The sequence below is a fragment of the Thioalkalivibrio sp. ALE21 genome, from assembly GCF_003208255.1.
GTDB classification, from domain to species: domain Bacteria; phylum Pseudomonadota; class Gammaproteobacteria; order Ectothiorhodospirales; family Ectothiorhodospiraceae; genus Thioalkalivibrio; species Thioalkalivibrio halophilus.
Genome location: NZ_QKMA01000006.1, coordinates 136,273 through 148,251, shown reverse-complemented (window position 1 = coordinate 148,251; position 11,979 = coordinate 136,273). Strand labels below are relative to the sequence as shown.

12 protein-coding genes and 2 pseudogenes are annotated in these 11,979 nt (G+C 67.5%); 8 read left to right on the top strand and 6 right to left on the bottom strand.

What is annotated here, in order from left to right; genetic code table 11:
• A pseudogene (locus tag D893_RS07510) lies at nt 1-265 on the top strand (integrase core domain-containing protein); the annotation flags it as partial.
• A gap of 210 nt (nt 266-475) precedes the next feature.
• Here the strand turns inward: D893_RS07510 and D893_RS07505 are convergent.
• Both D893_RS07505 and D893_RS07500 read right to left on the bottom strand, forming a co-directional pair.
• Entirely contained in the window at nt 476-784 is a 309-nt protein-coding gene (locus D893_RS07505; RefSeq protein WP_110619475.1) for a type II toxin-antitoxin system MqsA family antitoxin, read from the bottom strand.
• On the bottom strand, nt 771-1,091 hold the full coding sequence (locus D893_RS07500; RefSeq protein WP_110619474.1) for a transcriptional regulator: 321 nt from the start codon (nt 1,089-1,091) through the stop codon (nt 771-773). Before D893_RS07500 ends, D893_RS07505 begins: the two co-directional genes overlap by 14 nt.
• 167 nt (nt 1,092-1,258) lie before the next feature.
• On the opposite strand from D893_RS07500, the gene D893_RS13920 reads away from it, so the two are divergent.
• From D893_RS13920 to D893_RS07490, 3 genes and pseudogenes are all read left to right on the top strand, one after another.
• Nucleotides 1,259-1,438 (top strand): hypothetical protein, encoded by a 180-nt coding sequence (locus D893_RS13920; protein WP_246863892.1) that lies wholly within the window; start codon nt 1,259-1,261, stop codon nt 1,436-1,438.
• 27 nt (nt 1,439-1,465) lie between these two features.
• Nucleotides 1,466-1,939: pseudogene (locus D893_RS07495) on the top strand (transposase); the annotation flags it as partial.
• A gap of 213 nt (nt 1,940-2,152) precedes the next feature.
• Nucleotides 2,153-4,417 carry an EAL domain-containing protein gene (locus D893_RS07490; RefSeq protein WP_110619479.1) on the top strand — a complete coding sequence of 755 codons (2,265 nt, stop codon included), beginning with the start codon at nt 2,153-2,155 and terminating at the stop codon, nt 4,415-4,417.
• Between the two features lie 208 nt (nt 4,418-4,625).
• Here D893_RS07490 and D893_RS07485 read toward each other — a convergent pair whose 3' ends face one another.
• On the bottom strand, nt 4,626-5,963 hold the full coding sequence (locus D893_RS07485) for an FAD-binding oxidoreductase (RefSeq protein ID WP_110619473.1): 1,338 nt from the start codon (nt 5,961-5,963) through the stop codon (nt 4,626-4,628).
• Entirely contained in the window at nt 5,960-7,090 is a 1,131-nt protein-coding gene (cfa, locus tag D893_RS07480) for a cyclopropane fatty acyl phospholipid synthase (RefSeq protein WP_018947905.1), read from the bottom strand. Before cfa ends, D893_RS07485 begins: the two co-directional genes overlap by 4 nt.
• 494 nt (nt 7,091-7,584) lie before the next feature.
• Between cfa and D893_RS13915 the strand changes: the two genes are divergently transcribed.
• Nucleotides 7,585-8,124 carry a hypothetical protein gene (locus tag D893_RS13915; protein ID WP_018947904.1) on the top strand — a complete coding sequence of 180 codons (540 nt, stop codon included), beginning with the start codon at nt 7,585-7,587 and terminating at the stop codon, nt 8,122-8,124.
• Between the two features lie 208 nt (nt 8,125-8,332).
• Nucleotides 8,333-8,665: a DUF3634 family protein gene (locus tag D893_RS07470; protein ID WP_018947903.1), complete on the top strand. Its 333-nt coding sequence runs from the start codon at nt 8,333-8,335 to the stop codon at nt 8,663-8,665.
• A 9-nt stretch (nt 8,666-8,674) separates the two neighbouring features.
• Here D893_RS07470 and D893_RS07465 read toward each other — a convergent pair whose 3' ends face one another.
• Together D893_RS07465 and D893_RS13805 are read right to left on the bottom strand one after the other, a co-directional pair.
• Nucleotides 8,675-9,439, bottom strand: a complete 765-nt coding sequence (locus D893_RS07465) for an SDR family oxidoreductase (RefSeq protein WP_018947902.1) — start codon at nt 9,437-9,439, stop codon at nt 8,675-8,677.
• 39 nt (nt 9,440-9,478) lie between these two features.
• Nucleotides 9,479-9,631, bottom strand: coding sequence for a hypothetical protein (locus D893_RS13805; RefSeq protein ID WP_168409933.1), 153 nt, complete (start codon nt 9,629-9,631; stop codon nt 9,479-9,481).
• A gap of 104 nt (nt 9,632-9,735) precedes the next feature.
• Here D893_RS13805 and D893_RS07460 point away from each other — a divergent pair, with 104 nt between their 5' ends.
• Nucleotides 9,736-10,872, top strand: coding sequence for a glycerate kinase (locus D893_RS07460; protein WP_110619472.1), 1,137 nt, complete (start codon nt 9,736-9,738; stop codon nt 10,870-10,872).
• Between the two features lie 4 nt (nt 10,873-10,876).
• Nucleotides 10,877-11,824 carry a nitroreductase family protein gene (locus D893_RS07455; protein WP_110619471.1) on the top strand — a complete coding sequence of 316 codons (948 nt, stop codon included), beginning with the start codon at nt 10,877-10,879 and terminating at the stop codon, nt 11,822-11,824.
• The last annotated feature ends 155 nt before the right edge of the window (nt 11,825-11,979 follow it).

Genomic DNA, 11,979 nt, shown 5'->3' with positions numbered 1-11,979 from the left:
GCATCGTCTGATCCGGCCGAAACGGCCGCAGACCAACGGAATGGTGGAGCGCTTCAACGGCCGCATCGCCGACTTGCTGCGGACCCGGCGCTTCGGCTCGGGAGAACATCTGAAGGACACCCTCCAGGACTACCAGCGCCTTTACAACCATCAGATCGGGCAGAAAGCGCTGGGGCATCGAACGCCGGTTGAGACACTCAAGGCCTGGCAACAGGAACGCCCCGATTTATTTCGTAAACATGTATACAAACAGCCGGGACCCGACATTTACATGCCGCAGCAGCCCCTCCTCCCGCAGGAGCCCAGCCCTTCGGGCGACGGGGCGCTGGATACGCCCGATCGGCGAGAGGGCTCGCCTCCTACAGTGGTAGGGTCCCAGCCTCGGCGGGGAACGGGCGTGGGGCGATCTCCGTTGCTACGGGATACGTGCGGACGTCGGGGGGCAAACCTTGCGTTTTGCCGAGTAGCTGCCGCGTCAGGCTGCCAGTTCCCTTAATACGTCGGGATGGCGGTCGGCGATCTTCAACAGAGTTTGCGCGGAGCCCGAAGGGGTGCGCCGGCCCTGCTCCCAGTCCTGGAGCGTGCGGGGTGATACGCCAAGCAGTCGCGCGAAACAAGTCTGGGTCAGGCCGACTTTCATGCGGATACGCGCAATGTCGGGCGCATCGACGATCCATACGCGGCCTGATTGACCGGCCTTCATTTGCTGAACCGATTCCAGCAGCTCCCGGCCGATGTCCCGGTGGGCATCGCGTTCGCGAAGTTCCTGGTCAGTCTTCGTCATATTCCAATGCCTCTCTCAGCTTGCTGAGCACATGCGCCGGAATGTTGTCGTCGGCGCTCTTGGCGTAGATCAGCAGCAACCAGATTTCCCCTTTCGCCATCCGGTTGTAGTAGATCACTCGCACGCCGCCACGCTTGCCCATCCCGGGGCGTGACCAGCGTATTTTTCGCAGTCCGCCTGAACGCGGTACGACGTCGCCGGCATCCGGATTGCATGCTAGGTACGCCGCGAATGCCTCGCGATCGGATTCGTTCCAGTAGTCCGATACGAGGCGGCTGAAGAATTCCGTTTCCACAACCGTAAGCATCACTCAATGATACGGCAATGCCGTACCGTTAGCAAACTGCAGCTCCGGGGTCACTGAGCTGCGGGGGAGTTACTGTCGAAAGTGGTGTACGGGGGGATTGAGGAAGGCGGCGTATCCGGCTGGAATGGAAGTGCGACCAACCAGCCAGCCAGAGGAGATACGCCACCATGGCTCACGATACGACAGACCTGCCGAACGGACCAGAGGACCCGTTGACCGATCTGCTGCGCCGAGGAGCGCGGGACCTGATTGAGCAAGCGGTGGAGGCGGAGTTGCAGACGTTCATGGAGAGCTACGCGGAGGATCGCTTGCCGGACGGTCGCCGGGCGGTGGTGCGCAATGGCTAGCAGCCGGAGCGCCGGGTCCAGACCGGCATCGGCGATGGCGCGCTGGGCTTCTGGAAGGCCCTGCCCCGGGTCTACCCGGACACCCGCCGCCAGCGCTGCTGGGTCCACAAGACTGCCAATGTGCTCAACAGGCTGCCCAAACGCAGCCAGCCGAAGGCGAAATCATCCCTGCAGGCAATCTGGATGGCCGAAACCCGCGCCGACGCCGAACAGGCCTTCGACGCCTTCCTGGCCGCCTACGGCGACAAGTACCCGAAAGCCGCCGATACGCTGGCCAAGGACCGGGAAGACCTGCTGGCGTTCTATGACTTCCCGGCCCCGCACTGGCAGTCGATCCGCACCACCAACCCGATCGAATCGACCTTCGCCACCGTGCGGCTACGCACTGCCAAGACCCGGGGTTGCGTGACCCGCAACGGGGTGACGTTCATCGACGGCATCGAGCAGACCGAACCGACCAACGACGAGGGATCCTCCATCACCGACCGGAGCGCCGCCTGAACCAGCCATGGCTCATACACCAGACTTGACCATAACTCGCGAGAGCCGGAGGGTTTACACATTGTTTGAGTGGTTGTTTATAGTTGTTGCCGTACACCAGAAAGGAGTTCGAAGCTCATGGCCGACCCATCCGGCAGCACCCCGCAATCGGGGGCCGTGCACAACCACTCGGACGGTAACTCCAGTCAGGATTTCATGCACGAGCTGCCGCGTCTGGTGGCTCAGCTCGCCGACCGCTGGTACACGATCCGGCAGCGGGGCTGCCGCCATGTGGACCTGGGCGAGATGCGTCCCCTGACCCGGGTGATTGCCAGTGGCCTGGCTGGAACTCCGCTGAAGGAGTGTCTGAACACCGCCCGGCGCATTGACGAACGCGTAGCCCAGCACCTTCAGAGCCCGCTGCCTCCAACGCGAAATGAACAGGAAACCATCGGTGCCCTGATCCTTCGTCTGCAAGCGAGTCTCCCGGAGGATCTTGCCGGATCGGACGGGGTTCCGGTGGAATCGGAGGCGGGTGATGCACGTACTCCGGTTCCCGACCGCCTGAAGGTCCAGCTGCTCGGCCCCGCCGGGGTCGCCCGTGACGAGCTGGCGCTGCAGCTGGCAGCTTCCGGCTTCCACGTGGACACCTTCGCCAACCTGCAGGAGGCCGCGGATTCCAGCCCCGCAGTGACACCCCACTCACGCGTAGTCCTGGCGGATCCACCAGGCCCGTCGGTACCCGACGACGCCATCAGGCTCCCCAATATCCTGGTCCTTCAGGACACGGGGGATGGCGAACATTCGACAACGGCCGACGACTGGGATGCGGTCCTGACGATGCCCACGATCCCTTCCGAGTTGGCGGCAACACTGGAGGGTCTGGTGGACTCCAGCCCATGGGACCCGTGGCGGGTCATGCTGGTCACGACGGGGCAGTCGACCTCCCTGGCCCGCGCGCTGCAGGAGTCTCCGGCCCTTGGCATCCAAAGCGTCGCGCCGGAAGAGGACGTTCCTGGCCACGCGCTGGAGAGCCTGCCCGAGGTCATTGTGATCGATGCGGACATTGCGGCCGACAAGGCCGCAGCGCTCTCTCGGGCCCTTGCCCAGGATCCCACGCTGTTCGACATCCCGCGCGTTCTCCTTGCAGCTCACGAAGATGCCGCGCTCGAGCCGCCCGAAGCGGCACCGGAACAGGTGAGTGGCGAGGCCCGTCTCTGTCGCCGTCGGCGCCGCGCCGCCCGCGCCCCCGCCACCCTGCAATCCCGTGATCTGACGCCTCTGCTGGATCACTGGCGCGCGGAGCTGGCTACCGAGCCCGGCATCGTCGCCCTGGCCTGTGTCGAATGGGACGAGGCCTCCAGTCTGATTCGCGACCATGGGGCGGCCGGTTTTACCGTGCTTCAACGTCGCCTGCTGGGGCGAATCTCGGCGAGTCTCGTCCCCGGGGAGCGCACCACCCGGTTCAGCGAGAACACCATCCTGGTCCTGCTGCATCGAGCCGACACGGACGCGCTTTCGGACTGGGGCGACGCCCTGTACGCACGAATCCCGGCCCTTCATGGTGCCGCGAGTCACGCACCCTCCTCCGGGGTCAGTATCGGCATCACCGCCCTTGCGGAGACACCCGCACCGGACGCAGTGGACCGGTCACTGGCGCTTTGCGCACAGGCACGCAGCGAAGGCGGTAATCGCATCCAGCTGGACCCGACGCTGAACACACCGGAGTGCGGTAATGCACAGGAGGACTGGCGCGAGGTGATTACCGGGGCGATTCAGGAACAACGCTTGTTCCTTGTATATCAGCCTATCGCCAATATCGCCGGCTCCGACAATGCCGAGCGCTACGAAGTCCTGCTTCGGATTCGCGATCCGGAAGGCCACACCCAGCTACCCGGCCCGTTCGTGAACATGGCCGGATACGTGGACCTCGACAGGGCGCTGGATCGCTGGGTGCTGGCGAACGCGGTGGACATCCTGGGCGCCCGGCTGCGCACCCATCCGGACTCGGTGTTCTTCGTAAAACTCTCGCGCGGGTCGCTGCGCGACCAGGAACTGCCCGCCTGGCTTGGTCGCACCCTTGCGCATGCCGGCCTCCCGGCTCGGGCACTGGTACTGCAACTGGCAGAGGAAGACATTGTGGCGGAGCCGGAACAGGCCGAACGAATGACCGAGGCACTGCGTGATCTACAGGTCGGGATTGCCGTCGAGCACTTCGGGCTTTCCAGCGAGCAACCGGCCCAGCTCCTGCGCAGCCTGCGACCGGACTATGTAAAGGTGGCCCGCCCCCTGACCCACGGGCTGCACGATGCCGCCGACAAGCTCACACGCCTGGAGACGCTATTGAATACGGCCCGTGACAGCGGCGCGCGCACCATAGCGGCTTATGTCGAGGACGTAGACGGCCTGGCCCTGCTGTGGCAGTCGCAGGTCGACCTGGTGCAGGGCAACTTCCTGCGTCAGCCGGACGAGGAGCTGCGCTACGACATCGAGTTCTAGCGCACGGTGTGGCGCAGCCTCCAGGCGCACGAGGGCCCGGGGGCTTCCCAAGAACACCCATCTGCGCCCGGGCGCCACGCCACAACGTGTACGAGCTGTTCGCGGCCATCGTGGTGAACATCGTGGCGATCGTCCGGGCATCCCCGATTTTCCGACGCGCAACAGAACGGGGGTCGAAGGGCAGTTTCGCCTGGAGGCCACACCGGCCTCAGCCCCGTTTCACCGCCTTTTCATAGAGTCCGGGAAAGCGCCCTTCGGGATCGTACTCGCGCTTGAGGGCCTCGTAGGCCTCGCGGTCGTAGTTCTGCCAGAAGGTGGCTTCGTCGTAGGTGCTGCGCGAGTACAGGCTCTTCTTGCCGCCATGTTTCGCGACCAGTTCCTCGACCCGGGTGTTGTAATAGCCGTCGGGCTCGCTGGAGCGGACGATGTCCCAGAAGCCAAAGTTGATGTACGCCGTATCGGGACGCAGCTGGAACAACGAGAACCCGGCCTCGGGCACGACAAACGGGCAGATCCACACCGGGCGGATGCCGATCTCGGCCTCGAAATCGGCCAGAAACGCCGCGGCGTTGCCGATCGGGATGTCGACGTCCTGGATCACTGCCTCGCTGCGCGGGCGCACGGCGTGGAGCAGGCTCAGCGGCCAGCGGCGGCTGGCGCGCATGATCTTCTGGTAGGTCACGCTCGACAGGCGCTTGCGCCCCAGAAGCAGCCGCACCGGCTTGAGGTGCGCGCCGACATTCCGGCTGCACCAGAACCAGTCGGTGTCCCAGCGCCAGAGGTAGTCGTGGATGCTCAGATAGTCCTCGCGCCGCTCGCGCAGGCTCTGCCAGTACTGGCGCATCCAGGTGTAGTCGCTGGCCTCGGTGTCCGCCGGCGGCGATTCCACGCAATGCGCGCGGGTGAGCACGAAATCGCCGGGGGCGAAGTAGACGCCATCGAGGAACGCGCAGGTCGGGTGCGCGCATTCCTCGGCGATCGCCGCGAACAGTTCCTCGGGATCGTGGAAGCGGGTGTGCTCCAGCCGGATATAAGGCTGCACCCGGATCAGCCGCAGCCGGACCCGCGTGGCGTAACCGAGGCTGCCGTAGGAGTTCGGAAAGCCGTAGAACAGTTCCGGGCGCTGCTCGCGCGAGCAGGTCAACACGCGCCCGTCGGCCACCATGACGTCGAGCTCTTCCACCGTGTCGTGCACCAGGCCGTAACGGAACGCCCCCGACTCGATGCCGACCCCGGTGGTCGCGCCGCCGACCGTGATGCTCCTGAGTTCCGGCACGATGGCCGGTGCCAGGCCGTACGGCAGGGTGGCGTCGACCACGTCGGCATAGGTCGTCATGCCCTCCACCTCGGCGACGCCGGCCGCGGCGTCGATCTCGATCACGTGGTTGAGCGAAGCCACGTCGATCTCCGTGCGGCGGGCTTCCTCTCGCGGCCTGAACAGGTTGCTGGTGGACTTTCTGAGGCGCACCGGCCCGTCGGACCCGGCCAGCGCCGCAGCCATCGCCTCCACCCGATCGCGGTGGGCTTCCCGGGCGGCGCTGCTCATCGGACCGGCTCGTAACGCGGCAGATCGCCGTGGCTGAGCACGAGCTGCCAGAGATTCAGTTTCCGCGCCCGGAAGGCGCCGGCACAACTCAACAGGTAATAGCGCCACATCCGGTAGAAGCGCTCGTCCAGCCCTTCGCTTTGTTTCAGCTCCGGCCAGGCGGCGACGAAATTGGCGTCCCAGGCCATCAGGGTGCGGTCGTAGTCCGGTCCGAAGTTGTGCCAGTCCTCGAGCACGAACAGACCCTCCTTGGCCCGGGTGAGCTGCGCCTCGGACGGAATCACGCCACCGGGGAAGATGTATTTGGCGATCCAGCGGTCGGTACTCCTGCGGCTTACGTTGCCCCCGATGGTGTGCAGCAGCATCAGGCCGCCCGGCTTCAGGCGGGCGCGCGCGAGCTCGAAGAAGGCGCGAAAGTTCTGCGGGCCGACGTGCTCCATCAGGCCGATGCTCACCACACGATCGTATTGCCGGGATTCCCTGGCCGCCTCGCGGTAGTCCTGCTGCCGGACATCGACCGGCAGCCCCTCGCAGAGTCCCCTCGCGTACTCCACCTGCTGGCGGCTGATGTTGTAGCTGTCCACCTCGCATCCGTGCTCGGCAGCCAGAAACCGGGCCAGTTCGCCGAACCCGCCGCCCAGCTCGAGCACACGCATGCCCGGCTCCAGATGCAGCTTGCGCGCGATGAGCTCCAGTTTCGCGCGCTGTGCCGCGTCCAGCGTCGCGTTGGCCCCGTCGGGGCCGTAATAGGCGCAGGTGTACTGCATGGTCGGTCCGAGCATCGCCTCGTAGAGCCGGTTCGAAAGGTCGTAGTGCTGCTCCGCGACCCGCCGCGAACGCCTTCGGCTCTGCTCATTGGCGAGCCGGCTCAGCAGCACCCGGCCGAGCACCGCCGGGCTGCGCAGCTTGCGCTCCAGGCGCGCCCGGAGGGTCCGGAAGAACAGCTCGTCGAGCCGCTCGACGTCCCACCAGCCGTCCATATAGGCCTCGCCGGCGCCAAGCGACCCCTCGGCCAGAATCCTCTGATACAGCCGCTCGTCGTGGACCTGAATATCCCGGGGCCGCTCGCCGCCGACCTCGACGTCAGCGCTGCGCAGCAGTTCCGTGACTTGTTGTCTTGCTGACATGCCAGTTCTCCCTGTAGCAATCGAATGGCCGGTTTGCCCCTTCCCCCGGCGAGAAGCCTGCCGCCTTGCCAGCCGTAACAACCATTGAAACAACAGGAAATAACGGAGTCGGACCACGATAATCTCCGGAATCTCTCCGAAGATAGACGTTGAATCGGGCGCAAACAGACCCCTGAAGCGGAAATTCTGATCATTCAAGTAAACACTGATTTACCGGCGTTTCCGGGCGGCGCATGGATGTGCCGCCGGAATCGGCCACCGCAGGTGATTGATTCCGAAACAGACTGCACCCCCTTCCTGATTGGCACTGAAATCCCGCACAGGCCCTGCGGGGCAGTCATCGAAGCGCTGCTGTCGGGCATCAATGTGCGCTTCCGAACAGAGTTCCGGTCGGCGGGTGTCAAGGATGAGGGAGTGTGGTCAGGCATTGACGGACAGCATGCCGGCCGCAACCACTCATCTTGCCGCTGGCCGCAGGCTGGCAGGAGACCACCATGTTCACCCTGAAGAGCCTGTTCTTCGGAGAACGCTCGGTAACGAAGGTCGCGGGTCTGTTCGGTTCGTGCGCAGGCGCAGAAGAGGCGGCGCGAACGTTGCTGGACGGTTCCACCCTGACGGCCTCGCAGATCACGGTGCTGGGGCCGCCCAACGGCGAGACGGAGCGGCGCGCTATTCTCAACCATGCCATTGCGCCCGAGGCCCGGGGTCTCCGTCGGACGTCGATCAGGGCCCATGTCATGATGGGTGGACTCGGCATGCTGACGGGCGGCGTGCTGTTCGCGTTCCTGGCGGGGAGTGGTGGAGCCCCCGGCATGCTCGCCGATCCGGGTATCGGTGTGGGCGCGTTGCTCGGCCTCATGGCGGGTGCCGCGCTGGCGATCCGGCTGGACCAGGGGCATGTCATCGAGGTGGTCGGCCGTACGCTGGAGCACGGCGGCTGGGCCGTGGTGGCCCGCCCGAAAGACCCCGAGCAGACGCATCAGGTCGTGGCATCGCTGCGATCCGGGAGTGAGCGGATCGTGCGCAGCCTGTAACCGGCCCGGCTGCTGGCGGCTCTGACCATTGTCTGGCCGGAGCGTACGTTTCGGGCCCGTCTGGTGTTGCTGGAGCTGGTTCTGGCAGGGTATATCGGAGCCCCCTGACCAGCGACTCCATGGCCCGTGAAGTCAACATGACGCTCGATTGTTCGCCCGCGGAGCCGCACGTGATCAGTGTTTCCCTTGTCCTGTCGTGCAATCCACTATGCTGCTCACGTTACTCTTCATGTTTGGTGTGCTGGCGCTGGGCATCGCGCTGATGCTGTGGCACGCACGGCTGGTGTTTACGGTGGAGCTGCGTGACGGCACCGCCCGTGCGCGGCGCGGCAAGCCGCCGAGGGCGTTTCTGCGCGGCTGCGAGGACGTGGCGCGCCAGTACCGCATCCAGCGCGGGCGGATCCATGCGGTACGCACGGACGGAGGCGTTCAGCTGCGCTTCTCGCGCGATCTCCCGCAGAACACCCACCAGGCCTTTCGCAACGTCTGGACCCCGCCACCGGGTGGTGGCGGAGGCGGCGGCATGCGCGCGACGGGTTAGGGCCCCGGGTTACTGCGAGCAGAGGCCGCCGTCGACGACGTAGGTGTTGCCGGTGCAGCCGGAGGCGGCGTCGGACAGCAGGAACGCGGCCATGCCGGCGCATTCCTCGTTGTTGACGTAGCGACCCAGCGGGATGCGCGCCTCGAAGGACTGGTGCACCTCGTCGGCATGGCCGGGGTTCGCCTGTTCTTCGATGGATTCCATCATGCGGTTGGCGACCGGGCCCGGGTTGAGGGTGTTGACGCGGATGTTCTCCGGCCCGAGTTCGGCGGCCAGGCACTTCATCATGCCCACCACCGCATGCTTGCTGGATACGTACGGCGAGAGACCGCCGAAGCCGCGCAGTCCAGCCACGCTGGAGGTGATGACGATGCTGCCGCCGTTGCCGCGGCGCAGTGCCGGCAGGGCCGCCTCCGCGCCCAGGCGCACGCCCTGCACGTTGACGGCGAAGACCTTGTCCCAGGCGGCATCGGTGCGGCTGTCGAACGGACCGATCTCGCCCTCGATCCCGGCGTTGAGGAACACGCCATCGAGGCGGCCGAAACGATCCAGGGCGGTGGCGACCATGCGCTCGTTGTCCTCGCGCCGGGTCACGTCCACTGCCAGGCCCACCGCGCGCTCGCCGAGCGAGCGGGCGATGTCTTCCACCGGGCCCGCCTCGCGGTCGGTGATGACCAGGCTGGCGCCCTGTTCATACAGCTTGCGCGCCGTGCTCTCGCCGATGCCCCCGGCGCCGCCGGTGATGGCGATGACCTTGCCTTCCAGATCACTCATGTCGCTTCTCCGTGTCGTGAATTCGATGGGACCAACGTATCAGTTGCCGCCGCGGGTTCGCAGATGCAGCCACCGGCCGATGAACGCGATCCCGAGGATGATCCAGCCAACGGGATATGGCAGCACGCCGGCGAAGAAGGCGGCCAGGGTGGCGAGCAGCAGCAGGCCGATGATCAGCAGCGGGATGTCCATATACGTTCGAGCCGTGGGTCAGGCGAAGGTTCGTTGTGCCATCGTCCATAATGAGGGGTGTGGCAACGGACGGACGTGACAGGTCGCGGACTCGGGAGGGGAGCTTGGCGGAGCCGCTGCGGGTGGTGGTGTGCCCGGACAGTTTCAAGGGCAGTCTGGCGGCGGAGGAGGTGGCCGCGGCGATGGTGCGCGGCGTGCTTGCGGCGCGGCCGGATGCCCGGGTGCAAGCCCTGCCGATGGCCGATGGCGGCGAGGGCACCGCATGGCGTGTAAGCCGGGCGGCGGGCTGGGAATGGCGCCAGGCGCGGGTCACCGGCCCCGACGGAACGGCGCTGCAGGCCGGCTGGGGACTGGACCCGCAGGGTCGCCGGGCGGTGCTGGACGTCGCCGCGGCCTGCGGTCTCGACCGGATCCCCGCGGGGCGCCGCGATCCCTGGCAGCTGGATACCCGGGGCGTGGGCGAACTGATGCGCGCGGCGCTGGATGCGGGGGCCCGGCATCTGCTGGTGGGCCTGGGCGGCAGTGGCACGGTGGACGGGGGCGCGGGCCTGCTGGCAGCACTGGGCGTGCGGTTCCGGGATGCGGACGGATGTGCGCTGGCGCCGCATCCGGCGGCGCTGGGGGCCCTCGTGCAGGCCGATTTCGCGGAGCTGGATCCTTGCCTGGGCGAGGTCGATATCACGCTGCTGAGCGACGTGGACAACCCGCTGATCGGCCCGCAGGGGGCGGCGGCGGTGTTCGGACCGCAGAAGGGCCTGGCGGTGGACGACGTCGCGGCGATGGATGCCTGCATGCAGCGCCTGGCGGGGGTCATCGAGGCCGCCGGATGGCTGCAGCGGCCGGTGGATGCACCGGGTGCCGGGGCGGCCGGCGGGCTGGGCTTCGCGCTGGGCTGCGTGCTGGGCGGGACCGCGCGCATGGGGGCGACGTACGTGGCCGACCTGATCGGTCTGGATGCGGCGATGCGCGAGGCGGACCGGGTGATCACCGGCGAGGGCCGGCTGGATGGCCAGACCGCGCATGGCAAGGTGGTGGCCGAGGTGCTGCGTCGCGCCGGGGGGCCGGGCGTGCCGGTAGCGGCGGTGGCCGGTTCCGTGGACGCCGATGCGGGCGAACTGGCCGCGCTGGGCCTGACCGATGCGCGCGCCCTGTGTGACGGGAGCCTGTCTCTGGAGGAGGCCATGGCGCATCCGGCCGATGCTATTGCGGCGCGCACCCGTTCCCTGATCGAAGAGGCATGACCCCATGGATCTCGACCCCGTCATCCGGAACTGGCTGGAGCTTGCCGCGCAGGCCCCGTCGTCGCACAACAGCCAGCCGTGGCGGTTCCGCGTGGCGCGTGATGGGGTGGAGGTCTGGACCGACCCGGAGCGGGTCCTGCCGGTCTCCGATCCCGGCGGGCGCGAGCGGGTGATCAGCGTGGGCTGCGCGGTGATGAACCTGCGGGTGGCTGCGGCGGCTGACGGCCGGGGGCTGAACGTGCGTCCGGAACAGGCCGGTCCCGGACCGTACGTGCGCCTGCTGAACACGACCCACGCAGGCGCCGATCTGCAGACGCTGCCGCTACTGAAGGAGTGGATCCCTCGGCGCCGCTCGTGGCGCGGACGTTTCCGTCCGGACCCGGTGCCGCCGGAGGTGGTGGATGCGCTGGTCGCCGCGGCGCGCCAGGAGGGCGTCTGGTTGCGGCCGGTGACCGGGACGGAGCCGCGTCGCGAGATCGTACGGCTGGTGCGGGAGGCGACGCGTGAGCAGTGGCGCAACCCGGCCTGGCGGGCGGAGCTGGCGCACTGGATGCGCCCGGCGGCCGCAGGCGACGGGCTGCCGGTGGGGCGCTTCACCGGCGGTCTGACCCGCTGGGCCGTGCGCCGGCTGGTGTCGCCCCGGCGGATGGCCCGTGCCGAGGCTCGGGTGGCGAGCGGGGCGCCGGTCCTGCTGGCGCTGGGGACGGGGATCGACGGGCCGATGCAGTCGCTGGCCGCCGGGCAGGGCCTGCAGCGGGTGCTGCTGGAGGCCGCGCGTCACGGGTTCTGCGCGCGCTATCTGAATCAGCCGCTGCAGCTGCCGGAGCGACGTGCGGAGCTGGCAGAGCAGCTGGGCCGCGGGCATCCGCAGCTGCTGTTCGCGCTGGGGCGCCCGGACGGGACCCCGCGGGCGACGCCCCGGCGGCCGGTGGAATTGCTGCTCCGGACGTGACGCCGGATCGGCCAGGGGGCTGGCCTCCTGCGGGGCGTCGGATCGGCCAGGGGGCTGGCCTCCTACGACGGATGGGGCCCTGCCCCCGGTAGGAGGCCGGCCCTCCGGCCGATTGTGCGTTCGGGGAATCTCCTGCGCCGGGTCGGCCAGGGGCT